General features: G+C 66.3%; 22 protein-coding genes. 4 read left to right on the top strand and 18 right to left on the bottom strand.

Annotation, left to right across the window (positions count from 1 at the left end):
* Window positions 1–32: 32 nt before the first annotated feature.
* The 14 genes from XM1_RS12395 to XM1_RS12330 all read right to left on the bottom strand — a co-directional run bounded on the left by XM1_RS12395 (window position 33) and on the right by XM1_RS12330 (window position 18353).
* Window positions 33–1637 (bottom strand): ATP-binding protein, encoded by a 1605-nt coding sequence (locus tag XM1_RS12395; protein ID WP_068433844.1) that lies wholly within the window; start codon window positions 1635–1637, stop codon window positions 33–35.
* 5 nt (window positions 1638–1642) lie between these two features.
* The gene (locus XM1_RS12390) at window positions 1643–3343 is read right to left on the bottom strand and encodes a response regulator (protein ID WP_068433842.1); all 1701 of its coding nucleotides are present in this window, start codon (window positions 3341–3343) and stop codon (window positions 1643–1645) included.
* A complete protein-coding gene (locus XM1_RS12385; protein WP_082700490.1) occupies window positions 3340–4398 on the bottom strand; it encodes a chemotaxis protein CheB in 1059 nt (352 codons plus the stop codon). Before XM1_RS12385 ends, XM1_RS12390 begins: the two co-directional genes overlap by 4 nt.
* Entirely contained in the window at window positions 4395–6695 is a 2301-nt protein-coding gene (locus tag XM1_RS12380) for a response regulator (RefSeq protein WP_068433840.1), read from the bottom strand. The genes XM1_RS12385 and XM1_RS12380 overlap by 4 nt, the downstream gene beginning before the upstream one ends.
* Entirely contained in the window at window positions 6692–8314 is a 1623-nt protein-coding gene (locus XM1_RS12375; RefSeq protein WP_231920491.1) for a methyl-accepting chemotaxis protein, read from the bottom strand. The genes XM1_RS12380 and XM1_RS12375 overlap by 4 nt, the downstream gene beginning before the upstream one ends.
* A gap of 11 nt (window positions 8315–8325) precedes the next feature.
* The gene (locus XM1_RS12370; RefSeq protein ID WP_068433836.1) at window positions 8326–8928 is read right to left on the bottom strand and encodes a chemotaxis protein CheW; all 603 of its coding nucleotides are present in this window, start codon (window positions 8926–8928) and stop codon (window positions 8326–8328) included.
* The gene (locus tag XM1_RS12365) at window positions 8928–10418 is read right to left on the bottom strand and encodes a protein-glutamate O-methyltransferase CheR (RefSeq protein WP_068433834.1); all 1491 of its coding nucleotides are present in this window, start codon (window positions 10416–10418) and stop codon (window positions 8928–8930) included. The genes XM1_RS12370 and XM1_RS12365 overlap by 1 nt, the downstream gene beginning before the upstream one ends.
* A 13-nt stretch (window positions 10419–10431) precedes the next feature.
* Window positions 10432–10944 carry a chemotaxis protein CheW gene (locus XM1_RS12360; protein WP_068437756.1) on the bottom strand — a complete coding sequence of 171 codons (513 nt, stop codon included), beginning with the start codon at window positions 10942–10944 and terminating at the stop codon, window positions 10432–10434.
* A gap of 11 nt (window positions 10945–10955) precedes the next feature.
* Window positions 10956–12047 carry a ParA family protein gene (locus XM1_RS12355; RefSeq protein WP_068433832.1) on the bottom strand — a complete coding sequence of 364 codons (1092 nt, stop codon included), beginning with the start codon at window positions 12045–12047 and terminating at the stop codon, window positions 10956–10958.
* Between the two features lie 472 nt (window positions 12048–12519).
* Window positions 12520–12825 carry an STAS domain-containing protein gene (locus XM1_RS12350; RefSeq protein WP_068433830.1) on the bottom strand — a complete coding sequence of 102 codons (306 nt, stop codon included), beginning with the start codon at window positions 12823–12825 and terminating at the stop codon, window positions 12520–12522.
* Window positions 12826–12834: 9 nt separating this feature from the next.
* On the bottom strand, window positions 12835–14451 hold the full coding sequence (locus tag XM1_RS12345; protein ID WP_068433828.1) for a methyl-accepting chemotaxis protein: 1617 nt from the start codon (window positions 14449–14451) through the stop codon (window positions 12835–12837).
* A gap of 393 nt (window positions 14452–14844) precedes the next feature.
* Window positions 14845–15315 (bottom strand): cache domain-containing protein, encoded by a 471-nt coding sequence (locus XM1_RS12340; protein ID WP_068433826.1) that lies wholly within the window; start codon window positions 15313–15315, stop codon window positions 14845–14847.
* A gap of 20 nt (window positions 15316–15335) precedes the next feature.
* The gene (locus XM1_RS12335) at window positions 15336–17036 is read right to left on the bottom strand and encodes a methyl-accepting chemotaxis protein (RefSeq protein ID WP_231920490.1); all 1701 of its coding nucleotides are present in this window, start codon (window positions 17034–17036) and stop codon (window positions 15336–15338) included.
* A 177-nt stretch (window positions 17037–17213) separates the two neighbouring features.
* Window positions 17214–18353, bottom strand: coding sequence for a patatin-like phospholipase family protein (locus XM1_RS12330; RefSeq protein WP_068433824.1), 1140 nt, complete (start codon window positions 18351–18353; stop codon window positions 17214–17216).
* A 169-nt stretch (window positions 18354–18522) separates the two neighbouring features.
* Between XM1_RS12330 and XM1_RS12325 the strand changes: the two genes are divergently transcribed.
* The gene (locus XM1_RS12325) at window positions 18523–20067 is read left to right on the top strand and encodes a PAS-domain containing protein (RefSeq protein WP_068433822.1); all 1545 of its coding nucleotides are present in this window, start codon (window positions 18523–18525) and stop codon (window positions 20065–20067) included.
* On the opposite strand, the gene XM1_RS12320 is transcribed toward XM1_RS12325, so the two are convergent.
* The gene (locus tag XM1_RS12320; RefSeq protein WP_068433818.1) at window positions 20057–20836 is read right to left on the bottom strand and encodes a GNAT family N-acetyltransferase; all 780 of its coding nucleotides are present in this window, start codon (window positions 20834–20836) and stop codon (window positions 20057–20059) included. The two genes, XM1_RS12325 and XM1_RS12320, sit on opposite strands and share 11 nt — an antisense overlap.
* A 228-nt stretch (window positions 20837–21064) precedes the next feature.
* Between XM1_RS12320 and XM1_RS12315 the strand changes: the two genes are divergently transcribed.
* From XM1_RS12315 to XM1_RS12305, 3 genes are all read left to right on the top strand, one after another.
* On the top strand, window positions 21065–21430 hold the full coding sequence (locus XM1_RS12315) for a hypothetical protein (protein ID WP_068433816.1): 366 nt from the start codon (window positions 21065–21067) through the stop codon (window positions 21428–21430).
* A 49-nt stretch (window positions 21431–21479) separates the two neighbouring features.
* Window positions 21480–22115 carry a peptide-methionine (S)-S-oxide reductase MsrA gene (gene msrA, locus XM1_RS12310; RefSeq protein WP_068433813.1) on the top strand — a complete coding sequence of 212 codons (636 nt, stop codon included), beginning with the start codon at window positions 21480–21482 and terminating at the stop codon, window positions 22113–22115.
* A gap of 68 nt (window positions 22116–22183) precedes the next feature.
* Window positions 22184–22588 carry a hemerythrin family protein gene (locus XM1_RS12305; RefSeq protein WP_068433811.1) on the top strand — a complete coding sequence of 135 codons (405 nt, stop codon included), beginning with the start codon at window positions 22184–22186 and terminating at the stop codon, window positions 22586–22588.
* Between the two features lie 3 nt (window positions 22589–22591).
* Here XM1_RS12305 and XM1_RS12300 read toward each other — a convergent pair whose 3' ends face one another.
* Genes XM1_RS12300 through XM1_RS12290 form a run of 3 tightly spaced genes read right to left on the bottom strand, consistent with a single transcriptional unit; the run spans window position 22592 to window position 25845 of the window.
* Complete coding sequence (locus XM1_RS12300; RefSeq protein ID WP_068433809.1) at window positions 22592–22834, bottom strand: lipoyl domain-containing protein; 243 nt, start codon at window positions 22832–22834, stop codon at window positions 22592–22594.
* Window positions 22834–24801, bottom strand: a complete 1968-nt coding sequence (locus tag XM1_RS12295) for a thiamine pyrophosphate-dependent enzyme (protein WP_068433807.1) — start codon at window positions 24799–24801, stop codon at window positions 22834–22836. Before XM1_RS12295 ends, XM1_RS12300 begins: the two co-directional genes overlap by 1 nt.
* 15 nt (window positions 24802–24816) lie before the next feature.
* Window positions 24817–25845 (bottom strand): patatin-like phospholipase family protein, encoded by a 1029-nt coding sequence (locus tag XM1_RS12290; RefSeq protein WP_068433806.1) that lies wholly within the window; start codon window positions 25843–25845, stop codon window positions 24817–24819.
* Window positions 25846–25859: the final 14 nt, after the last annotated feature.

The following is a 25859-nucleotide window of genomic DNA, read 5'->3' as shown; positions in this document are numbered from 1 at the left end:
GGGCCGCTCCAGTAGAGCGGCCCTTTTTCTTTTCAGGCGACGATGCAGGAGGCGGGGAAGGTCAGCACCACGCGGGTCCCCTCGCCCACCCGGCTTTCCAGGCTGAGGTTGCCGCCGTGCAGTTCCATGAAGCCCTTGGCCAGCGGCAGGCCGAGGCCGGTGCCCTCGTGCTTGGGGCTGATGGCGTTTTCCGCCTGGCCGAAGGGCTGCAGCACCATGGGAATGTCCTCGGCGGCGATGCCGACGCCATCGTCTTCCACCGCCACCGTGACGCAGCCGTCGGCCACGCAGGCCTCCACCCGGATATTGCCGGATTCGGGCGTGAACTTGGCGGCGTTGGACAGAAGGTTCAGGACGATCTGCTTCATCAGCCGCTCGTCGGCGCGAATCCGGGGCAATTCGCCCTTAGGCGTGAAGGTCAGGGACTGGCGCTTGGCGGAGACCACATGGCTGACCAGACGCATGGCGGCGCGCACCGCCTCGGCCACGTCCACCTCGCTTTCGCGCAAGACCACCTTGCCCACCTCGACGCGCGACACGTCCAGGATGTCGCTGATCACCCGCAGCAGGTGGTGGGCGGATTCCGAGATGTTGTCGAGGAAGCCGCCGTAACGCTCCACATCCGTCTCGCCCATGATGGAGTGGGCCAGTTCGGAAAAGCCGATGATGGCGTTCAAGGGCGTGCGCAGCTCGTGGCTCATATTGGCCAAAAAGATGGTCTTGGCCCGCGACGCCGCCTCGGCGGCCTCGCGCGCCGCCTGGGCCTGCTCCTCGGCCTTGGCGCGGCGTCCGATCTCCTGCTGCAGCCAGCGGGTCCGCTCCTCGACGGCCTGCTGCAACTCGTCATGGGCGCGGCGCAGATAATCCTCGGCCTGCTTGCGCGCCGTGATGTCGCGGGCGATGCCGGCCAGGCCCACCACCTCGCCGCCCAGGCGGATCGGCACCTTGCTCACCGAGAACCATTGGGCGTTGCCGCTCTCGTCGGTCACCGCCTCGACCTTGTCCAGCTGCGAGGCGCCCTGTTCGAGGATGGCCTGCTCCTCGACCTCGACGGCCTTGGCCTGCTCCGAGCCCAGCAGCTCTGACAGGCGCTGGCCCACCAGATCGCTGGTCTCGCTCAGGCCCAGCAGCCGGGCCTGGGGCTGGTTGACGCGCGAGAACTTGAGCTGCAGGTCCTTGATGAAGATGGCGTCTGGGATGTTGCCCATCAGGGCGAGCAGCAGGGTGCGTTCCTGCTGCAGCGTGCGGTCCAGGCGCCAGCGGTCGGCGGCGGTGCGCACCACCACCTTCAGCTCCAGGGGGTTCCAGGGCTTGGACAGATAGGCGTGGATCTGGCCCAGGTTGACGGCGCTGACCAGGGCGTCCAGGTCGGAATAGCCGGTGACCAGCACCCTGGTGGCGTCGGACAGCACGCGAGCCTGGCCCAGGAACTCGGCGCCGCTCATGCCGGGCATGCGCTGATCCGACAGGATCACCGCCATCTCGTGCTCTTTCAGGATATCCAGCGCCGAGGGGCCGTCATGGGCGGTCCAGACCTGGAACTCGTCTTCCAGCAGATCGGTGATGGCCGTCAGGATTTGCGGTTCGTCGTCGACGACCAGCACATGTTCCTTGGGTCCGGTCCCGGATACGCTCATCGGCCTCAGGCCCCTTGAAGGTTGACGGGGATCAGGATGCGGATTTCGGTCCCCTGCCCCGGATCGCTGGATACTTCGATGCGGCCGTCATGGCTCTTGATGATGCCGTAGGAGATGGACAGCCCCAACCCGGTCCCCTGCCCCACCGGCTTGGTGGTGAAGAAGGGATCGAAGATGCGTTCCTGGATTTCCGGCGGAATGCCGCTGCCGGTATCGGCCACCGCGATGGCGAACATGCCGTCGCGGCGATAGGTGCGCACCGTGATGGCGCCCTTGCCCTCGATGGCGTCCACCGCGTTGGCCACCACGTTCATGATCACCTGGTTCAGCTGGCCGGCATAGCAGGCCAGCATGTTGTCCTCGGTGTAGTTGCGCCGCACCTCGATGCGGTCGCTCATCTTGTGGCGCAGGAACAGGAGGACGGATTCCACCGCCTCCTTGATGTCGACGGTCTTGAACTCGCCTTCGTCCAGGCGCGAGAAGGTCCTGAGCTTGACCACCAGTTCGCGCACCCGCTCCAGCCCCTGGCCGGTGTCGGCGATGCGCTTCCTGGCCTTGTCCAGCTTGGCCACGTGGTCGGCGGCCAGGCAGGGCGCCGCCTCGGCCATCACGGTGGCCAGCCAGTTCTCGATGGAAAAGACGTTGGACAGCGCGAAGGACAGGGGATTGTTGATCTCGTGGGCGATGCCCGCCACCAGCTGGCCCAGCGAGGCCATCTTTTCCGACTGGATCAGATGGACCTGGGTCTCGCGCAGCTTGGCGTTGGCCTCCTCCAGCTCGGCATTGGCCTTGGCCAACCCCTCGGCCAGGGCGGCGCGGGCCTCGGCCGCCTCCTTCTCGGCCTTGGCGCGCAGCGTCTCCATCTCGCGCAGGCGGATTTCCTCGACGATGCGCTGGTTCTGCTCCAGCAGGAACTTGCGGCGCAGCAGGGCGCGGAGCCGCGCGCGCAGCAGGCTCATCTCGGTGGACTTGCCGACGAAGTCGTCCGCCCCGGCCTCCAGGGCGCGGGCGACGTTCTCCTTGTGCTCGTAGGCCGACAGCATCAGGACCACCAGGGGCGCGTCGTCGTCGGCGCGCAGCCGGGACAGCTCCTTGCACACGGCGATGCCGTCCATCTCGGGCATCACCATGTCGACCATGACGCAGTCGAAATCGCTTTCCGACAGCAGGCGCAGGCCTTCCGCGCCGTTGGTCACCTGGGTGACGTCGCAGCCTTCGTCGGTGAGTTCCTGGGCCAGGCTTTCCCGGTAGGTGGTGCTGTCGTCGATGACCAGCACCCGGGCGCGGCGGAACAGCGAGCGCCCCACCTCGACATTGACCGCCTGGCGCCTAGCCTTGCGCAGCAGGTTGTGGACCCGCAGCAGCAGGATCTCGGGATCCTCGGACTTGGCGACGAAATCGTCGGCGCCGCTTTCCAGGCCATGCAGCTCGGCCGCCGAGGTTTCGTCGGCGGTCAGCATCATCAGCGGAATGCTGCGCGTGGTGATGTCCATGTGGATCTGGCGGCACAGCTCGTCGCCCTGGATGCCGGGCAGATGGTAGTCGACGATGATCAGGCTGGGACGCTGGCGGTTGATCTCCTCCAGGGCGGCCTCGCCGGAATGGGCGCAGACGGTTTTGAAGCCTTCCTGCTCCATGACCAGCTGGAGCTTGAGCGCCTGGGTCACCGAATCCTCGACGATGAGGATGAGATGGTCGTCGGTCAACGTGTCCCTCCCAGGGCAAGGTCGCGTAAGCGGGAAGCGATGGTGGGCAGCGGCAGGGTCTCACGGGCTCCGCCCAGCTTGGCGGCGGCGGCGGGCATGCCGTTGACCACGCAGGTGGAGGCGTCCTCGACGATGGTGTAGGCCCCCTTGTCGGCCATCTGGCGCAAGCCGTCGGCCCCGTCGGAGCCCATGCCGGTCAGCACCACGCCGATGCCATGCTTGCCCAGATCGCGGGCCATGGCCGAGAACAGCACGGTGCCCGACGGTTTCTGGTTGCACACCGCGGGCGAATCGAGAATGGCGAGACGGCCATGGATCAGCCCCAGATGACGGTCGGCCGGCGCCACGTAGACGCGCCCGGCTTCCGGCTTCTCGTCCTCCTCGGCGATGCGCACCTCGAACGGCGTCGCGCCCGACAGCCAGGTGACGAAGCCTTCGAGGAAGCTGGACGTGATGTGCTGGACCAGCAGGATGGGCAGGGGAAAGTCGCCGCCCAGCCCGCCCAGCAATTGCACCAGCGCCTGCGGCCCGCCGGTGGAGGCGACGATGCCGACCATGGAAAAGGTGCCGGCGCGGCTGGGCGCCGGCCGGGCGGGCGTGTCGTCGCTGCCGAAGGAAAGCCCCCGGTCGATGCCCTGGCGGACCACCTGGACCTGGCTCATGATGGCCAGCTGGGTGCAGATCTTGGCCGCCATGGTCTCGTAGCCGGCATTGGTGACGCCCACCGGCTTTTCCACCACCGAAAGCGCTCCGGCACGCAGCGCGTTCATGGCGATGTTGAGCTCGTTGTCGTCCACCTGGGCGGCGATCACCACGATGGGAGTGGGACGCCGCGCCATGATCTTCAGCGTGGCGTCCAGGCCGTTCATGCCGGGCAGGCGGATATCCAGCGAGATGACGTCGGGGCGCAGCGTGTCCAGCTGTTCCAGGCATTCCTCGGCGCTGGCCACCGCCGCGATGACGTCGAACCGCTCGTCCGAGCCGATGATGTGCTTCAGCAGCTCGCGCACCACCAGGGAATCCTCGACGATCAGGACCTTGATCTTCTTTCTCATAGGAACTGCCCTATGGTCTCGAGGAGTTCCTTCTGGTCGAACTTGCGCTTGACCACATAGGCGTCGGCGCCCAGTTCCAGGCCGCGCTCCTTGTCCTCGCGGGCTTCCAGCGAGCTGACCAGGATCAGCGGAATGGATTTCAGCGCCGGGTCGGACTTCACCGCCTGCAGCAGGCCGAAGCCGTCCAGACGCGGCATCTGGATGTCCGAGATGATCAGGTCGATCTGCTCGGCCCGAAGCCGGCCCAACCCTTCCAACCCGTCATGGGCGAGGCGGACCTGGTAGCCGTGAGCCTCGAGGATGGACTTTTCCAGGGTCCGCGTGGTGAGCGAATCGTCCACCACCAGGATGACCGGCACCTTCTTCTCGGCCGGCTTCTCCACCGTGGTTAGCACCCGGATGCTGCCCGACTTCCTGAAGGTCTCGACGATCTCGAAGGGATTGAGGACCAGGGCGATGTCGCCGTCCTCGAGCAGCACGCCGCCCGCCACCATGGTGCCGCGCGCGCCGGGCACGCCGATATCCTTGACCAGACCCTCGCGGATGGACAGGAAGCCGTCGATGGCCACCGCCACCCGGCGCTCGCCGTTCTTCAGGACCACCAGCGGCACCACGTTGCGGGTCACCTTGACCGAGCTTTCGCCCAAGGCCAGCAGATGGGCCAGCGACAGCAGGGGAATCTGCCGGTCGCCCAGGAACACCACCGACTTGCCCTCGACCGTGCTCACATCCTCGGCCCGCACGCGGTAGAGACGGTCGACGCCCTCGGTGGGCAGTCCGTAGACATGGCCCTGGCATTCCACCAGGAACAGACGCTGGGTCGAGACGGTCAGCGGCAGCGACAGGCGGAAGCAGGTGCCCACCGGCTGGCGGTCCTGGACCTCCACCGTGCCGTTCATCATGGCCATGGCTTCGCGCACCACCGACAGGCCCATGCCGCGCCCGGACAGGTCGTCCACCACCCGGGCGGTGGAAAAGCCGGGGTCGAAGATCACGTCGATCAGCGACTGGCGGTCCACCTGGAAGGATTCGGCGTCGGAGAACAGGCCGCGCTCCACCGCCTTGCGGCGGATAGCCTCGAAATTGACGCCGCGGCCGTCGTCTTCGATCAGCACCACCAGACGGCCCTCGGACACGTCGAAGGACAGGCCCACATGGGCGCTGGCGGACTTGCCCGACGCCTTGCGCTCCTCGGGCGGCTCGACGCCGTGCGACAGGGCGTTGCGCAGCAGGTGCATCACCGGGTCCTTCAGGCCCTGCAGCACCATGCGGTCAGCCTCGACGTCCAGGCCCGAGACCTGGACCGAAACCTGCTTGCCCGCCGCCTTGGCCAGGTCGCGGACCATCTTGCGGAAGCCGCCGAAGATGGAATCGGCCGGCACCATGCGGACCTGGCGGACCTCCTGCTGCATGTCGTTGCCCAGCTGGCGCAACGCCCAGCCGGTGCGCTGCTGCCGGCGGCGCACGGCGCGCAGGTCGCGGCCGATGCCGTTCAGGGTCTGCTCCAGGGCCTCGTACTGGCGCTCCAGCGCGATGGCGCGGTCGTAATCGCCGAGATCGCGCAGCGCGGCGGCGGCGGTCTTGCGCGCCCGGCGCCACGACCGGTCGAAATCGGCGAGCGTGCGATCCAGCCCCAGCAGCGACTGGGTCACCTGCCGCTGGTTCATGGTCTCGGTCAGCAATTCGTTGGACGAGCGCAGCAGCCGGTCCAGATGGAGCGCGCGGACGCGGACCGTCTCCTCGGGGCGCAGCGGGGCGGCGCCGCTCCGCTCGGCGGAAGCGGGCTCGTCCTCGTCGGATTCGGCGGCAGGTGGAGGCGGCGCGGCCACGGGCTCCGCCGCCGCTGGCGCGGGGGCCGGAGCCGGAGCAACCGCTCTCGGCGGCGGGGCCGGTTCGGCAGGGATCGCATGCCCATCGATCATGGCGTCGAGGGCGGCGATGGTGGACGCGGTGTCGGGCAGCGGCTCGTTGGCGAGATTGGCGGCGACCCAATCCTCGATGACGTCGAGCACATGCCCCAGCCCGATCGCGGTGTCGCGGTCCAGCTTCGCCTGGCCCGAACGGACCTTGGCGAACAGCGTCTCCATGCGGTGGGAGATTTCCTCGATGGCCGGCAGGTCCACCGCCCTGGACGCGCCCTTCAGCGAGTGGGCGCGGCGGAATATCTCGTCCAGCTGCGCGAGTCCGCTTCCTTCCGCCTTGTGCCCGAGGTCCTCGAGCAGAGTGCGGATGGCGTCAACATGTTCCCGGTATTCGATCTGAAAGGCCTGGAGCAGCCTTTCGCGGATGCTGATCAAAGCCGGTATTTCTCCAAGGTGCGCGACAGCTTCTGGCCCAGCTGGCTGAGGTCGAGGGACGCCTTTTCCAACTGGGCGGTGGTCTGGGCCGTCTGCTGGCTGGCCTGACGGATCTCATGCAGCGCCTGGGTCACCTGTTCCAGGCCGATCTGCTGCTGGTTGGTGGCGCCGACGATCTGCTGGAAGGCGTGGACGCTTTCCTGGATGTTGTCGGCCATCTGGCGGATGACGTGTTCGCTCATGGTCGACTTCTCGCGGCCCAGCTCGACGCGCTTCAACGCCTCCTCGGTCAGCATCACCGAGGTGTTGATGCCCTTCTGGGTCTGTTCCAGGATGCCGCGCACCTGGGAAGTGGCCTCCTTGGCCTGATCGGCGAGATTCTTGATCTCGCCGGCCACCACCGAGAAGCGGCGTCCCTGCTCGCGGGCATCGGCCGCCTCGATGGCGGCGTTCAAGGCCACCAGATTGGACTGCTCGGCGATCTCGTTGACGGTGGCGATGATCTCGCCCACCGCCTGGGTGCGTTCCGACAGGGTGATGATGTTCTCGGCCACCGTCTCGGTCTGCTCGCGGATGGCCTCCATGCCCTGGGAGGCGTCGCGCACCGCGTGCAGGCCGGCGTTGCCCGAGGTGGCCACCGCCTCGGCGGTGCCGGCCACCTGGCGCGAACGCTCGGCCACCTGCTTGCCCGACAGGCTGATTTCCTCGACCGTGGTGGTGATCTCCTGCACTGCCGCCGCCTGCTGCTTGGTGCCGGCCGCCTGTTCCTGGGCCGAGGAGAGTATGGCGGCGGCGGCGGCCGTCAACGCGTCGCAGGCCGAACGGGTCTGCAGCGCGATGTCGCGCTGGCTCTTCAGCATCTCGTCGAAGGCTTCCTGCAGCACGCCGATCTCGTCGGACGAGCTGACCACCAGCGGCTCGATGCGCAGGTCGCCCTCGGCGATCTTGCGGGCGGCCTCGGCACAGGCGGCCAGGGGATCGGCAATCTGGCGGCCAATCATGGAGCTGACCACCAGACCCGACAGGGCGCAGATCAGGCCGACGATGATCTCGAGGCCGATCATGCCGCGGATGGAGCCTTCGGCCTGGAAGCTCAGCAGCTTGACCGCGGCCTCGGCGGAATCGCTCAGCTGGGCCTGCAGGGCCAGCATTTCCTTCAGCTTGTCGGCGCGGCGCGCATCGCCCGATCCCAGCGCCAGCAATCCGGCGGCCGAGGATTCGTACTGGCGCAGCAGCGTCGCCTGCTCGGCCAGCTTGGCCCGGATCTCGAGCGAAGGCGGCGGCGGCAGGTCGGCCTTGGCGCCGGTATCGAGGTTGATGACCGCCTCGCCGCCCTCCATCAGGGCCGCCAGGGAATCACGCATCAGGCGCAGCGTCACCTGATGGTCCACCGCCACCCCGTTGCCGGCCAGCAGCACCTCCTTGGCGAATTTCTGCGACAGCATGCGCTGGCGCCCCGCCATGTCGGTGACCAGCGAATTCTGGCTCTGGCTGCGCAGCACCATGACGTTGAAGGCGATCAGGCCGGCCAGGACCAGGGTGAAGCCCAGGGACACCGTGGAGAACTTGCGGCGAAGCTTCAGATCTTTCCACCAGGAGCGTTGCGCGGTGTTGGTCATCGAGATTTCCTTCATGACTCATCGGAACCACCGACGCGCGTATCCTTCAGCGCATCGAGGGCCAGAAGCTGTGCTGTATCGAGAAGTATCAGGGCATCGGGGGTGATGCCGGAAATGAAACGCTGCGGCAGGCCGTTGCCGCTTTCATGCGGGCGGGTCAGCGTGGCCGGATCAAGGGACACCACCCGGTCCAGGGCTTCGACCCGGACGCCCACCTCGACGCCGCCGGCCTTGAGAAAGATCACCCAGGACCGCGATTCGGGCGGCGGCGGGGTCAGCCCCAGCAGGGAATGCAGGTCGAGCACCGGGCGGATTTCGCCCCGCAGATTGGTGACGCCCAGAAGGTATTGCGGCTGCCCCGGCACCGGCGTCCAGCGGGCCAGCACCATCACTTCCGACAAGGAGTCCAGCGGCAGGGCGTAGCGTTCGCTGGCGATGCGCGCCCCCAGCGCCGGAATGCCGGCGGCTGCATCGGCCACATCGCCGCGCGGAGCCGCCAGGCGGCGGGCCCGGGCGCGCAGCAGCGCCTCGGAATACTCCGCCTCGCTCCAGCCGTCATGCCCGTCGCCAAGGGCATGCAGGCGGTCAAGAATGCTCGTGGCCTGACGGGACATCAGGTCCCTCCGACCAGTTTGAGATGCATCGCCACCGCCTCACGCATCTGTCCCACGGTAATCTTCTCGCCGGGATCGACCGGATGTTCATCTCCCAGCCCGGCCAGCAACGCCTGCGCGTTGCGGAACGAACGCTCCGCACCGGCGGCATCCTCTTTCCGCGCCAGGAACAACCCCAGGTGATAATGGGGCAGAACCAGACGGCGGTCGAGATAAATGGCGCGGCGCAAGGCCTTTTCGCACGGGGCGTCCTCGCCCAGTTGTTCGTGGACCATGGCGCGGTAGAAATGAGCCCAGGCGTCGAGGGGAACGGCGGCGATAATGGCGTCGCAGGCGGCGGCGGCCTTTTCCCACTGGCCGCTGTCGGCCAGTTCACGCGCCACCTTGAGCCGGCAATCGGACTGGGACGGGTCACCGGCCACGCCGGCAGGAGACGGCGGGGGAACCGGCGTCGATTTGGGCCGCATCGGCTTGGCCGGCATGGTGGCGCGCCCGCGCGACATGGAAGCCGGAGCCGGCAGCGGCCCCCGTCCCGCCGGAAGCGGCGGCGCCTTGAGCGGAGAGAACGGCAATTGCGGCGGCGCGGCCACGGGACCGGGGGCCTCCTGCGGCCGGTCCACCCGCTGATAAAGCACCGCGCCCGGCGTGTTGACGGTGCGGAAGCTGCTGAACAGCCGCTGGTTGGGCTCGGCATGCCCCATGATCAGCCAGCCGCCGTCGTTCAGGGTCTCGCGGAAGCAGGGCACCAGGGCCTCCACCGTGGGCTGGCTGAAATAGATGATGACGTTGCGGCAGATGATGATGTCGAAGCCGGCGATGTTGTCGGCCAGCGATGGAAACGGGCTCTTGATCAGGTTGTGGTACTGGAAGCTGACGTGGCGCTTGAACTCGGAGCGGATCTGCCACTGGGCGCCCACCCGCTCGAAGCAGGCGGCGCGCAGGGAATCAGACATGGTCCGGAACGCCCATTCGTCGTAGCGCCCCTCCCGCGCCCGGGTCAGGAACTTCTGATTGATGTCGGTGCCCAGCACGGTGACGTGCCAGCCGGCGATGCGCTCGCCGAACTCGCGCTCCAGCATGATGGCCACCGAATAGGGCTCGGGGCCGGTGGCGCAGCCGGCGCTCCAGATGCGCAGGCGGCGGACCGTCTTGTTGCGCTCGATCACCTCGGGCAGGATCAGCTCGCGCAGGGCGTCGAACTGCTCCTTGTGGCGGAAAAAATAGGTCTCGCCGATGGTTAGCTCGGCGATCAGGGCGTCCATCTCCGCCTTGCCCTGGGTCAGGCACTGCAACAGGTCGAGATAGCCGCCGCAATCGGCCACGCCGATCTCGGCCATGCGCTCGGCCAGGATGCGGGCGAGGTCGGAATCCTTGTCGCGATAGAATTCCATCCCGGTGGTGTCGATCACCAGCACCTTCAGCCGGGGAAAGGCTAGGTCCTCCAGGATGGCGGTTACCGCCGGAGAGGGATTGGCGGTGAAGAGACTCACGGCGCCGCGTCCGTCATGGCCCGAATTCCGTCAGGGCGTCGAGCCGTTGCTGGGTCCGGGCCTGGAACTCGGCCAGCGCCGCCTGCTCTTGGCTCAGCAGGATGCGGTCCCAGGCCAAAAGGTTCATGGAACGCCCGTCCCGCTCCACCACCTCGGCCAGGCAATCGTTGAAGGACTGGCCGGGGGGAAGATCCATGGCGGTGAAGTCGCCGAACTCGCGCACGCCGTCCACGTGCTCGACCAGCAATCCCAGCACGCCGCCCCCCGGACGGGGCCGCATGATCAGGATGGAGGCGTCCATGCCGTAATGGCTGCCCTCCACCCCCAGCAGCCGATCGAGGCGCAGAACCGGAACGGCCTGACCGCCGAGGTTCAAGATGCCCTCGATCATGGCCGGCAGATGCGGCGGCCGGTCGAGCCAGGCCAGCGGCACCACTTCGCGCACGTCGTCCACCGGCAGGCCGAATCCTTGCCCGGCCAGGCGGAACATCACGATACCGGAAACGTCGGCGGGTCTTGGCGCCATGATCATACCCGTCAGACGAAACCGAGCAGCCCGGCCAGCCGGCGGGCGCCCTCGATTCCCACACCCAGGAGGGCCAGCCCCCCCAGCAGCATCACGATCAGGAAGGCCGCCAGCGACAGGCGGTTCTCGATGAAGAAATGCACCACTTCCAGATGCCAGCGCTCCATGCGGGTCCGATCGCCGTACAGCATGCGGTCCAATTGGTCCGTCTTCTGGCGCAGGCGGGCGTCGTCGGCGGGAATGGCGCTCTCGGCGCAGACTCCCTGCCAGCGGGTCAGGCGTCCGATGGCCTCGTCGCGCGGGGAATGGGGGCTCACCGTCTCGTTGTTCTTGGCGGCGATGGCCACGTGGCGGCCGATGAATTCCTCGGTGAAGTCCAGATGGGCCTGGGCCGCCGGCGACTTGGGCGCGAAGACGCAGACCGGCAGCCGCGAGGTGGCCGCCTCGATCACCGTGTTGTCGCGCGGGATCTCGGTCCGGTAGACCGTGCCGCCCAGGCGCGAACGGATCAGTTCGTTGATCTTGCGGGTGGTCTTGTTCTTGTCGTTGATGGTGAACAGCACGCCTTGCAGCAGCAGGTTCTTGTTCAGCCCCTCCTGCACGTACTTGATGGAGGGCAGCGTGCGCAGCAGCCCGTCATTGGCGTAAGGGGTGGCGGTGACGGGAATGATCACCGCATGGGCCGAGGCCAGCGCGTTGATGGGCAGGATGCCCAGGGCCGGCGGGCAGTCGATCACCACGTAATCGCAATCCAGCGCCGTATGCGCCAGGATGTTGGAGAGCGTGCGCTGGGAATTCTGCATCTCCGACAGCTTGATCTCGATGCCGGCCAGGCTGTAGGTGGAGGGCAGCACCCTGACGCCGTCAAACATGGTTTCCACCATGACGTCCTCGACCGCGGCGCCGTTGGTGAAAAGATCATAGATGCCTTGCTTGGTCTTGGGATCAATCCCCAGGCTCTTGGTGGAATCGCCTTGCGAGTCCAGATCGATGACCACCACCGATTTTCCAAATGCGGCCAAGCAAACCGCCAGATTGGTGCTGGTGGTGGTCTTGGAGATCCCACCCTTCTGATTGAAGATGGCGACGATATACGGTCTCATGGGAACTCAATACCCATGCAGGTCAACCGATCAACACTCAGACAATTCAGGGTGATTTCCAAAACTCTCCCCCTCGCCGACATAATTCGGAGCGCATCACCCAAATCTGCGCACGACCAAGCCCCGATTCCCCATCGCCGGTCGCGTATAGCTTAAGCATAGCGGCAAGGACGTTGCAACGAAAGACACCAGGGAATTCTTATGCCAACGGGTAAAAAATCCCTACTTACGGGGATTCCATTGAGTCGAGTCGAAGGGGGATGGGGACTCGACAGTCTCACGGGCGAAAAAGTCGCCTTAATTCGCTACAAGTGAATGGGAGAGGTTGGTCAGTAACAGCGCGACCTCGGAAACAAGCAAGGCCCCCGGCGCGGCGGCGGTTTGCCACGGACGGCAGTCGACGCCGACACGGACGCGAGGAGAGAAGCAAGAGGGAGGGGCGGCGTCCGCCCCGTCCCCTTGCCGGCGACATTCAGCGCAGGATTTCAAACGTCTTGTTCGCCTCGGTCAATTCCAGCATGCGATAGACGTTGTCGTGGGGATTGGCGAGGGTGATCTCCGTGCGGCGTTCGGCCAGGTCCTCGCGGGCGATGTACAGCAGCCCGAGCCCAACCGAATCGATATGGGTGAGCCCGGCCATGTCGAGCACCACCTTCTTGCCTCCCGCCTCGCTCAACTGGTTGAGCAGTTTCTGGAAATCCTCGTTGGCGGCGAAATTCAGCTGGCCTTCCAGGGCGACCGTCACCGTGGCGCCATCCGTCTTTATTCTGAACTGCATATTTCCTCCCTACCCCCGTACTTTCTGCAAGAATCTCTCGACCTCTTCATCGAGAGCCCGAACCACCTGCGACAGGTTCTTGGCGCTCCAGATCACCCGCACCGTACCGGCGCAGGCCCGCGTCGACGACTGGGCCAGAGTGGACACGTTGGCCGACACGGCGCTGGCCTCGTGAGCGACGGCGTCGATGTTGGTGGCGATTTCCTGGGTCGCCGCCTCCTGCTCCTGAACGGCTCCGGCAATGGCCGACGACGCATGGTCCAGGGATCGGATGGTATCGGCCACCCCCTGGATGCTGGCGATCATCTCGCGGGTCGAGTTCTGCACCGCGCTCACCTGCTGGGCGATCTCGTCGGTGGCGCGCGCCGTCTGGTTGGCGAGGTTCTTCACCTCGCCGGCCACCACGGCAAACCCCTTGCCGGCCTCGCCGGCGCGGGCCGCCTCGATGGTGGCGTTCAGCGCCAGCAAATTCGTCTGCGACGCAATGTCGTTGATCAGCTTGACGATCTCGCCGATGGACTGCACCGCCACCGACAGCTCATCCATATGGGACGTCGTGGCGGCGACGTCGTCCACCGCCTTGCGGGCAACACCGCTGGACTGGCCGACCTGTTGGGCGATCTCGTTGACCGACATCGCCAGTTGCCGGGTCGCCGCCGCCACGATGGCGGCGCGCTCGTTGGTGGTGCGGGCGGAATCACCCACCTGCAGCGACTGGCCGCCGCTATGCTCCGAATGCTCGGCCATCACGCGGGCGGTGCGGCCGATGGCCGAGGTCGAGACCGACACTTCGGCCACCTTGGCCTTGACGGTGGCCTCGAAGTGATCGGCCATGGCATTGAGAGCGACGATCTTGCCCTGTTCGGCGCGGGCCTGCTCCGCCTCCCGAGCCTGGCGCAGCGCTTCATTCTCCTGGCCGTTGCGCTTGAAGACCTCCACCGCTCCGGCCATGGTCCCGATCTCGTCGCGGGCCGAGGTGAACGGCACGGCGACGGAAAAGTCCCCGGTGGCCAGGGTCTTCATCACGGCGGTGATGCGGCGCAGGGGGCTGACGATCTTGGCCTGCACCACGTAGCCCGCGGTGGCGACGCCCAGAACGAGCCCCGCCACCAGAACCATGATCAGACGCATCTGGTTGGACGCGAATTCCGACGCCACCATGTCGTGCAATCGGGCGACTTCGCTTTCATTGTCGGCCGCCAGGGCCTTGATCCGGTCGTTCAGGGCGGACCGCACCTTGCGGTTGGCGTCGTTGTCGCCGAAGGCCCGCGCCTCCGGCAGGCTCGCCTCCCGCGACAGGCGGACCAGCTCCATGCGAAAGCGGATGAAGTCTTCCGTGGCCTTTTCCGCCTCGGCGAAGCTGCCTCGGCGGGCCGCCGGCATCTGGTCGCGCCACTCGCCGAGGACGGCTCGCAGCCTTTCGAGGTTTTTCAGCAGAGGGAGCGCGTATTTCTCGGATTCGGCGCCGCTCTGGGCCATGTAGATACCGCGGGAATCCATGACGACCGCGAGGATCAGGCCGTTGACCCGCTCGCCCAGAACGGCGCTGCGCGACACGTCGCCCATCTCGTCGACGACGCCCTTGTATGACCGCAGCGTCGACAGGCCAATGGCTCCAACCACCATCACGGCCAGACTCAATATGGCTACGGCAAGATAGACCCTGCCGGCAATACGTAGCTGAAACATCGTCCTACTCCGCCAAACCGGCCCCTCCCCTTCCCCCAAAGAGCTCGCCAGATTGATCACGACGGCATCACGTGCATCCGATGCCGCATTTTCAAGCACTATAGGGGATACTTTCGTCTTACACCATCCCGATAGGAGCACTCATATCCTATTGCGAGCGCCGCCCTGGCCAAGCCACGACGGAAATAGGATTTCGAGTGGACGAATCCGCATTTCCCCGGCCCGCCAGCCAATGGCAGCCGTCACGAAATGGATCGTGCGATGGGGGGACGCGAAAACAAAACCGCCCGCCGAATCGGCGGGCGGTATGCACAATTGACCGAACCGTCCTCAGGCCGGCGGGTAGCAGCCGGCCATGAACAGCAGGTCGCCGTTGGCCTTCACCCAGGTCTGCTTGGGCGCCAGCTTCTTGGTCTCGGGATGGGTCCAGGTGTACTTGGCCCAGGCGCCGGCCGGGCCGGACTTGCCGGCCTTGATCATCTCCTGGATGATCATCACGCCGTTGACGTCCTTGAGACCGGGCAGGTCCTTGTTGTCGATCAGTTTGGGATTGATGGCGTGGGCCTTGAAGATGCCGTCCATGGTGGCGACGATGACGTAGAGTTCGCCATTGACCCAGTCCTTGTTGCCCTTGTCCATGAAGTCGGCATAGGACTTTTCCTGGCCCGCCGCCTTGTAATGGGCGATGGCCTTGTCCACCAGCCCCTGGGCGGCGGCGCACTCGTCGGCAGCCCGCGCGGCCCCCGACAGGCCGAATACGGCACAGGCGGCCAGGACCGACATCTTCATGAAATTCTTCACGGCTTCCCTCCTGATTGTGATTAAGCGGATTTGAGACGGGCCACCAGCCCGTCCACCTGGGATTGCAGACGGTCGAACTCGCTCACCAGGGTTTCGGTGGTGACCTGGACGGTGGCGGCGGCGTTGCCGACCTGATCGGCGACGCGCCGGACCTCGCCGATGCCCGACGACACGGTGCGGGTCCCGTCGGCGGCCTGACTGACCGAATCCGAGATCTCGCCGGTGGCACGCCCCTGCTCGGCCACGGCACCGGTGATGGCGGCCAGCGCCTCGTTCACCCGGCCAATGGTGGCGACGATGCCGTCGATGGCGCGGACCGCCTCCTCCGTCGCCGCCTTCATGGCGGTGATCTCGCCGGTGATCTCCTCGGTGGCGCGCGCCGTCTGGTTGGCGAGGTTCTTCACCTCGTTGGCCACGACCGCGAAGCCCTTGCCGGCATCGCCGGCCCTGGCCGCCTCGATGGTGGCGTTCAGCGCCAGGAGGTTGGTCTGCGACGCGATGTCGTTGATGAGGTTGACCACCTCGCCGATCTTGCCCGAGGCCACGGTCAGGGTCTTGACGGTCTCGTCGGTGCGGGCGGCTTCCGCCACCGCCTCGGAGGCGACGCGGGAAGACTCTTCCACCTGGCGGTTGATCTCGCTGATGGAGCCCACCAGACGCTCGGCCGCCTGGGCGACGGTCTCCACGTTGCCGTTGGCCAGTTCCGAGGATTCGGCCACCTGGGCGGTCTGACTGATGGCCGTCTCGGCGTTGGCGGCCAGAATCTCCGCCTCGCCCCGGATGGAATCGGCGGCGCGCGACGCATTCTCGACGGCGCCCCTGACCGTGGTCTCGATCTCGCCGGCCAGCTCGGCCATGGCCTGGCGCTTGGCGGCCTCGGCCTGGCGCTGCAGCGCGTCCTGCTCGTCGGTCAGCGCCTTGACCCGCTGGGCGTTGTCCTTGAACACCTGGACGGTGGCGGCCATGGCACCGATCTCGTCCTTGCGCCCGATGGCGGGCACCGCGACGGAGAGATCGCCCTGGGCGAGGCGCTCCATGGCGCCGGTCATGCCGCCCACCGCGCTGGCAATGGCACGGACCAGCAGGAAGGAGATCAGCGCCAGAAGGCCCAGCACGCCCAACGTGATGCCGATGAACAGCCCACGGGTGGTGGCGGCGTCCTTGCCGGCCGACTGGCGGGCCGCGTCGACCAGACGGGCCTCCAGGGCGACCATGGCCTGGGTCTCGGCCATCAGGGCCTGATAGCTGTCCTGGGCGGTCCACATGAAAGACACCGCCGCGGTGAAGTCCATCTTCTGCATGGAGACCACCTGGTCGGTGGCGTTCTTGTAGGCGGCCAGGCCGGCCTCGATCTTCTTGAGAAGGGCGTCCTCCTCGCCGGTGACCGGGAAAGCGGTGCGATAATCGCCCAACTGCTTTCCGGCCTTCTTCAGACCCGCGGCGAACGCGGCCTCGATCTTCTCCACCTTGGCCGCCTCGACGCCGGCGGAATTCCAGGTCAGCAACCGATAGAGGTCGGAATGGGCGTCCTGCAGGACATCGGTGAAATCGCCGATCTTCACCGATTTGGCGAACGAGACCTCGGCGATCTCGTCCAGCGTCCGGCTTTGCCCGGCCAGTCCCTGCATGCCCACCCAGGCGATGATCACCAGCCCGACGGTGGCCACCACCGGAACGATGGCGATCTTCGCCCAAATCCTCATATCGTCGAGAAAGCTCATCTCACCCCTCCGCGGCCGGCGTCAGGCTGAAGGCAACGTTGCCACCATGTTGCCGAAGCCAGATGCCTCAGCCATCCAAGACTACGTCGTAACGGATGACATGACTATTAAACAGCCACACCACCGTCAATCAAACAGACAATTGTGATGAATTTATGCTTTATGACCTATGTTTGGTCAGGCATTCACCGTAGATTTATTTCTCTTTGATGCATGAATAGCTTTCGAATCCGCCTCCCCGCCACGATAAGCCCGCAGCACCGCGTCGGCGGCGAGGCGGCCGTCGGCGATGGAGCGGTCGAGATTCGACCAGCTCCAATCGTAATTGATGTGGTGGGCGACCGGGATCTCGATGACCCTGACCTTGGAGCCGGTCTCCAGAAGGTGGTACTTGAACAGCTTGACGTCGTCCTCGCTGGTGGTGGCGGCGAACAGCATCACCAGGTTGTTGAGAGCGTCGTAGAGGTTCTCGGGCCGGCGGATCTGCTTGCGGTCGAGGATGCGGCTGACCCACACCTCGTCCAGGTCGGGATGGTTGGTCAGCAGGTCCTCGAAATTGACGGTGTCGATGGTGGCCCCCTCGCAATAGACCTTGCCGTTCATGGTGACCGGCTCTTCGATGTAGGGCAGGGCCGAGCAGGCGCACAGGGTCTCGGCCGAGATGCGCTGGTACTTGGAATCCTTGTTGCTGAACAGCTCCAGGCGCTGGTCGGTCAGGTTGTAGGAATTGTGGTAGAGCACCGGGCGGCCGGGCTGGTACAGCGCCTTGAAGTCGATCTGCTGCAAAAAGGCGCTGTCGGGATAGAACACCCGGGACAGGCCCTTGGTGGCGCTCTTGTACATCAGGCTGGTCATGAAGCGCGACACCGGGTTGACCGCCAGCACCTGATTGAGGATCAGGGCGTTGAGATTGGCCTGGGACCACTTGCCGGGGTCCTTGGCGAAGGCGACGATTTCCTCCGACGCCTCCTTGATGGCCTCGGGGATCACCAGGTTGCGGTAACTGGAAGAATCCAGCACGAAGTTCAGCGCGTTCTCGCTCGCCGCCTCGAAATCGGGGGCGAAGGCCGCCGCCACCGGAAACTTCTCGTAGACGTCGTCGGGGCGGAAGATACCGCGGAAGAAGTCCACCGACGTCTCCACCTCCTTGCCCGGAGCGGCCTGGTTCCAGACGATGCCGGCCCAGGCGCCGATGCACGCCAGGCTCCAAACGTCGAAGCGGATGTCCGGCTCCCGGTGGATGCGCTCCAGCGCGCCGATGGAAAGGCCGACCGCCGGGCCGCCACCCGCAAGACAGATTGCCCGCTTGATCGCCATACCCGCCTCCATTCATCCATTCGCCAGATTGGCACGGGAAGAACGGTATCTTGCGTCGCATCATCTCGCAATAGTTACAAGGTATGGCGTTAATTCGGCTTGACGCATGCAGCTTTCGCCTTGGGGTAATTTCGCCTATGCTGCCATTGCGTGAACAAGGAAGCTGGGCATGCATCACGGAGCGGGGTCGGCTGAGTTCAAGTGGCGCCACCTGATCGAGGCGGTGGAGGAATTCGGCCAGGGCTTCACGGTGTTCGACCGTGAGCTCAACCTGATCCTGTGCAACAACCGCTTCCTCGAGATGCTGGACTTCCCGCCCAGCCTGGTCCATCCCGGCACGGTGTTCGCCGATTTCATGCGCTACAACGCGCTGCGCGGCGAGTACGGCCCCGGCGAGGTCGAGGATCTGGTGGCCGAGCGGGTGGAAAAGGCCCGCAACTTCACCGCCCATTGCTTCGAGCGCGAACGCCCCGACGGCACGGTGATCGAGGTGCGCGGCACGCCGCTGCCGGGCGGCGGCTTCGTCACCACCTATACCGAGATCACCGACCGCAAGCGCGCCGAGCGCATGCTGATCCACGCCAAGGACAAGGCGGAGGAGATGGCCCGGGTCAAGGCCAACTTCCTCGCCACCATGAGCCACGAGATCCGCACCCCCATGAACGGGGTGCTGGGCATGCTGCACCTGCTCACCGGCTCGCCGCTGACGCCTGAGCAGAAGGATCATCTGGAGACCGCCCAGTCCTCGGCCCGCGCCCTGCTGGCGATCATCAACGACATCCTGGACTTCTCCAAGCTGGAAGCCGGGCAGATGAAGCTGGAGGCGGCCCATTTCGACCTCGGCCGCCTGATGGACGAAATGATGGCGCTGATGCGGGGCGCCGCCCAGGACAAGCAGCTCGCGCTGCAATCGCGCATCGGCGAGGGCGTGCCCCGCCATATCGTCGGCGACCCCACCCGGCTGCGCCAGGTGCTGACCAACCTGCTGGGCAACGCCATCAAGTTCACGGAGAACGGCGGCGTGGTGGCCTCGGTCGAGGCCGAGCCCGAGGACGCCCCCACCCGCCTGCGCTTCGAGGTCGCCGATACCGGCATCGGCATCGAACCGGCCGCCGCCCCGGCCCTGTTCGCCGAATTCGTCCAGGCGGATTCCTCCATCACCCGGCGGTTCGGCGGCACCGGCCTCGGGCTTTCCATCTGCAAGAAGCTGGTGGAAATGATGGGCGGTGAGATCGGCTTTACCAGCATTCCGGGCGAGGGCACCACCTTCCACTTCACCCTGCCGCTGGCCGCCGCCACGGGGCAGTCCGCCTCGGCGGCGGATTCCGACGATCCTCACCTGCCCAGCCTGGCGGTGCTGGTGGCCGAGGACAATCCGGTCAACCAGAAGCTGACCACCACCTTGCTGAAGCGCTGGGGCCAGCGGGTGACCCTGGCCCATAACGGGGCGGAGGCCATCGCCGCCCTGGCGCGCCAGCCCTTCGACGTGGTGCTGATGGACGTCCACATGCCGGGCATCGACGGGCTGGAGGCGACGCGCCGCATCCGCGCCATGAGCGGCCCGGTGGCCACCATCCCCATCATCGCCATGACCGCCGACGTGCTGGATGGCGACGCCTCGCTGTGCCTGGAGGCCGGCATGGACGATTACGTGTCCAAGCCGGTGGAGCCCGCCCGCCTGCTGGCCGCGCTCAAATCCGCCATCAAGCGCTGAAACGCTTCACATAGCGCCCGGCGATGTCGGCGGCGTTGACCACCACCAGCACGTCGGTGGTGTTGAACGGCCGGTCGATCACCGCGCCGTCGCCGATCACGCCGCCTAAGCGCAGATAGCCCTTGAGCAGCGGCGGCAGCGAGGCCAGCACCCGGCGCGCCTCCCAGGCCGCGTCGATGGTGGCGAAGTCCACCGTCTCGGCGCCGTCCAGCGCCCGGCCACGCAAGGATGGCGGCGCCAGGTGGTTGTCGCGCAGGTAAGCCAATTGGGGCGCCAGCACCTCGGGGTCGGTGCCGGGCAGGCTGCCGCAGCCGAACAGCAGGCGGATGTCGTTCTCCACCATGTAGGCGGCCAGTCCCTGCCACAGGGCCTGCAGCGTGCCCCGGTGGCGCCAGCGGGCGTCGACGCAGGAGCGGCCCAGTTCCAGAATTTCGCCCTCGATGGCCAGGAAGGGGCTGATGTCGAACTCGCCCGCCGAATAGAAGCGCCCCACCGCCTCGGCCGCCCGGCGGCGGATCAGGCGGTAGGTGCCCACCACCTCGCCCTCGGCCAGGACCAGCAGGTGGTCGCAATGACGGTCGTAATCGTCGAAATCCTGCTCTAAGGCCTGCATGGCGGCGGTGGGGCGCGCGCCCATCTCCTCGTAGAACACCCGGTAGCGGATGCGCTGGGCGGCGGCCACCTCGGCGCTCGTCTCGGCGAGGCGCACCTCCAGCCCGTCGGAGGCGGCCGGATTCAGGGCATGGACGGTCGTCATCTGGTGGGTCATGACTCACCTCGTCTGATTTCGGACAATGGAATTGAGATGCAGGACGGATCGAAAGCGCCCCTTTCGGGCTGCTTCGGCACAACATGCCGACCTTCGACTGCTGAGGTTTCGTAGCCGTCCATGGCTATCCTATAACGCAAGGGCTTGTGCCGCCGGGGTGAAACAATTATTACATCCGGTAGTTCTGTGGTTATTTTCACCACCCGCCCGTTTCATTGAGGAGTCGCCATGGCCGAGTCCCGTATCGCCTCCGTCGAGGGCTTCCAGTTCTCGTTCCACACCCAGGAGGCCGAGCGCCCCATCCGCAAGGTGCTGGACCGCTGGGTACTGCAGGACTGGATCTGCCAGGTGGAATACGAGGGCGAGTGGTGCCTGTTCACCATCCATGAATTCAACGACGGGATGTTCGAGCCCTCGGCGGTTCAGGGCGTGTTCAGCGACTTCGCCGGGGCGGCCGCCGTCGAGGTCACCACCCGCTGGCTGCAGCGCCGCCTGGAGGAAAAGGACCACGCTAAGCGCCGCCAGCGCGACATCTTCCTGGGCGTGCTGGCCATCGTCGCCGCCCTGGCGCTGGCCGCCATCTCGCTGCGCTGATCCCGGCTCCCCATATGATGGGGGAAACAATGCAACCGGAGTCGCATCCATGTCCCTTTGGGGCCCCAGCAAGACGGTGATGGTCACGGCCGACCAGGCCCTGCCCGGCCGTGCCAGCGAAATTCACGTGCCTGAGCGCCATTACGTGCTCGACACCCATCTGAAGCCCCCCTTCCCGGTGGGCATGGAGGTGGCGGTCTTCGCCATGGGCTGCTTCTGGGGCGCCGAACGGCTGTTCTGGAAGAGTGCGGGCGTCTATTCCACCTCGGTGGGCTATACCGGCGGCTTCACCGAGAATCCGTCCTATGAAGAGGTCTGCACCGCCCGCACCGGCCATGCCGAGGCGGTGATGGTGGCGTTCGACCCGGCCGAACTGCCCTATTCGACCCTGTTGCGGCTGTTCTGGGAGGGCCACAACCCCACCCAGGGCATGCGCCAGGGCAACGACATCGGCACCCAATACCGCTCGGCCATCTATTGGACCACCCCCCAACAGGGCGAGGCGGCGGAATCGTCGCGCCAAGCCTATGGCGAGTCGCTGCGCCGCGCCGGCTTCGGCGCCGTCACCACCGAAATCGCCCCGGCCGGCACCTTCTACTGGGCGGAAGGCTACCACCAGCAATACCTGGCCAAGAATCCCGGCGGCTATTGCGGCCTGGGCGGCACCGGCGTGCGCTGCGGCTGATTTTTACCCTGGAATTATTCCAGCCACCTCCCCACCTCAAATCCCAGGTGGAGGGAAAGGGGGCTGGCATGGCGACATGGCTTGAGGAGCAGTGGAAAAGCGGTGACCCGGTGATCGATTCCGAGCACCAGAAACTTCATCAGATGATCGCGTCCATGGCGGCGGTGGTTCGCAACGATCCCGGCCTGGGGTTGGCCGACGAGGCGATCGAGGTGCTGCATGACCGCATGCGCATCCATTTCCGCATGGAGGAGCAGCTGGCGGCGCGTCTTGGCCCCGATACCGTGGCCCAGCTCAAGGAAGACCATCTCCGCCTGATGGCCCTGCTGGTTCCGGTCCGCGAGGCCATCCGCAACAGGGACCCCAACCTGGCCCGCGAAAGCATCGAGCATTTCCACCGGGAACTGGACCGGCACGACCGCGAGATGGACATTCCCCTGTTCCGGACCATGGTCGCCGGCGCCCGCCCCTGAAGGCTAGCCCTCGACCTCTACGTCAGCCACCGGGGCGCCGACCGGGACCACGTCGCCCTCGGCCACCCACCAGCGCACCAGCCGGGCCGCGAACGGCGCTTCCACCTCCTGGGCGACCTTCTCGGTCTCCAGCTCGTAGAGGGGCTCGTCCAGGGCGAAGTCCTCGCCCGGCTCCTTCAGCAGGCGGGTGATGTTGACCTTCTCGACATTGTAGCCGTAGGACGGAACGGCCAGCACCTTGATCATCACGGGGCTCCTGTCATGTCGCGGATCCGTTCCGCGACGGCTTGCGGTTGGGGCAGATAGGCGTCGCCATAGGCCCCGCTGAAGCCGATATGCACGTCCGGGCGGCCCAGGATCAAGGGCGGCGTCTTCAGGCTGGCCCAGGTTCGGGCATCGGCACAGATCTCGGCGACGATCATCTGGCCCACGCCGCCGCTGACATTGTCCTCCTGGACCACCAGCAGCCGCCCGGTCCTGGCCACCGAGTCCATGACTGCCACGCGATCCCAGGGAACCAGGCTGCGCAGGTCGAACACCTCCGCCGAGACCGACGCCGCCTGGGGCAGGCGCAGCGCGTCGCCGACCACCCGCACGGTGTTGCCCCAGCAGATGACGGTGATGTCGTCGCCCTGGCGCAGGCGCGCAGCTTTGCCGAAGGCGATGGCGGGAATTTCGGCGGGCACCGGCTCGGATACCTGGAACAGCCGCTTGGGCAGCAAGATGACGGTGGGATCGTCGGCATGGGCCGCCGCCCAGAACAGGCCGACGGCGTCGGCGGGCGAACTGGGCACCGCCACCCTGAGGCCGGGAATCTGGCAGAACGCGGCCTCGCACGCCTGGCTGTGCCACATGCCGGCCCCGGCCACATAGCCGCCATAGGGGGCGTAGATCACCGCCGGACAGGTCCAGGCCCCGGCCGAGCGCCAGCGCAGCGTCGCCAGATCGTTGACGATCTGGCTCATGGCCGGGCCGCAGAAATCGGCGAACTGCATCTCGAGGATGGGGCGGATGCCGCCGCCGGCCAGTCCCGGCGCCACGCCCGCGATGGTGGCCTCGGCCAGGGGCGAATTGTGGACGCGGCCGGGAAAGCGGGTGGACAGGCCCCGGGTCAGGCCGAACACGCCCCCCTTGGGATCGTCCACGTCCTCGCCGAACAGCACGGTCTTTGGGTCATGCTCGAAGATGGCGCCAAGCGCCACCCCCACCGCACGGGCCAGACTCCACCTCTTCTCGGCGTAATCCTCGGGAAAGCGGAAGGGCGGAGGCTCGCCGGCCGGGGCCAGCCGGCCGTCCAGCGCGGCCTTTGGCGACGGGTCCGGCTCGTCCAGCACCTCCTGAAAGGTGGCGTAGACCTCGTCGGCGAAGCGCTGGCGCAGGGTCTCCACCTCGGATTGGGGCCCCAGCCGCGCGGCGAAGGCGGCCACCGGATCGCGCTCCCATTTGGCGCGGATGACCTCTTCCGGCAGATAGCCGCGCTGGTCGTCGAAGCTGGAATGGCCCTCCAGCCGGTCCAACTCGCACCACAGGATGGCCGGTCCCGCCCCGCCGCGCACCCCATGCATCACCCGCCGGGCGACGGCGAACAGGGCTTCGGGATCACGCCCGTCGGCCCGGGTGACCTTCACGCCGTCCAGCATGCCCAGCGCCAGGGGATTGAGATGGGCGGTGGGCGTGCTGATGCCCAGGCCGTTGTCCTCGACCACGAACAGCACCGGCAGCCGGCGCTCGACCGCGAAGGCCACCGCCTCGAAGAACTCGCCCTGGCGGCACGACGCTTCCCCGGTCAGCGCCACCGCCACGTGGGGCAGTCCCTGGCGCTGCATGGCCCAGGCGAAGCCGCAGGCCGGCAGCAGGTGGTGGGCGACGGGGGAAAGCGCACTCCACACCCCCCGGCTGCGGTCGCCGAAATGCCCCGGCATCTGCCGGCCGTTGGCCAGCGACGCGGCCTTGCCGAGCAGCAGGCGCGCCAGTTCGCGCACCGGCGTGCCCAAGGCCAGCATCAGCGCCTTGTCGCGGTAATGGGGAAAGACCTGGTCGCCCGGCCCGATCAGCTGGGCCAGGACCGCCAGGGCTTCGTGCCCCACCGACGACACGTGGAACGGCGCCTTTCCCTGGCGGACGAGGATGGCCTCGCGCCGGTCGCATTCGCGACTGAGCACCATGGCCTCGAGCGCCAGCCGTGGCTCGAACGCCACCTCGGACCCATCCATGCGGCGTGCTCCCCTTTAAGTGATGGTCCGGCCGAGATCGACGCCGTATTCGGCGATGTGCTTCCTGGCGGTCTCGTAGCCCAGCTCGAACATGCGCTCCATGTTGGAGGTCGACCAGTCCAGCGCGGCCGGCAGCCAGTCGGGGGGAATGTCGAACTTGATCTTCACCAGTTCCACTTCCTTCTTGGGATGGGCGGCGTTCCATTCCTTCAGGTAGTAGTGCTCGAACAACATCAGGTCCTTCCGGCAGACCTCGACCAGCGGCAGGATCATGGACTGGGAATAGGCCTGGAACAGGTTCTTGGGCCGCTGGATGTATTGCTGGTTGCCGAAGGCGTCCAGCACCACCAGGGTGCGGATGTCCTCGTCGGTGCGCAGCAGGCCGCTGAAATTGTAGGTGTCGACCGCGCCGCCTTCCATGAAGTAGATGCCGTCCACCGTGGTGGCCTCGTAGATGAAGGGATAGCCCAGCGAGGCGGCGAAGGTCTCGAAATTGATCTCCTTCTTGCCGTAGGTCACCACCTTCTCGTCGGCGACGGAGTAGGCGTTGATGTACACCTCCTCCTCGTAATCCTTGATCTTGGAGAAATCGATGAACTGCTCCAGCAGCGGCGCGTGCGAGCAGCAGCCGCTGGAGAAAAAGGTGGTGGTGCTGGGCGTGGTGATGGCCCAGATTAGCTGGATCAGGTCGCTGATCAGCTTCTTGCCCTTGGTCATGCCCAACTGGTTCACGACCTTCTCGTAATAGGGAAGCTTGGTCAGCAGGTTGCGGTAGCCCTCGGCAAGGCGGCTGCCCTTGACGAATACTTTGTAGTTCAGGGGCAGGTATTTGAAGATGGAATCCGAGACGCTGAGGTTGATGGAGTTGCGCAAGGATTCCTGGCGCGTCATGCCGTTGGCCGGCGAGGCGTAGAGCAGCGCCATGCAGCCGCCGCCGCCCGCCCCGGAAATCACGTCGAACTTCACGCCGGCTTCCTCGAACGCCAGCATGGCCCCCGTCATCAATGTGCAGTTGGGCGCACCGCCGCCCAAGACCAACGCCATTTTCGCCATCGGTT

The sequence above is a fragment of the Magnetospirillum sp. XM-1 genome (genome assembly GCF_001511835.1).
Taxonomy (GTDB): Bacteria; Pseudomonadota; Alphaproteobacteria; order Rhodospirillales; family Magnetospirillaceae; genus Phaeospirillum.
This window is presented reverse-complemented; position numbering and strand designations above follow the sequence as displayed.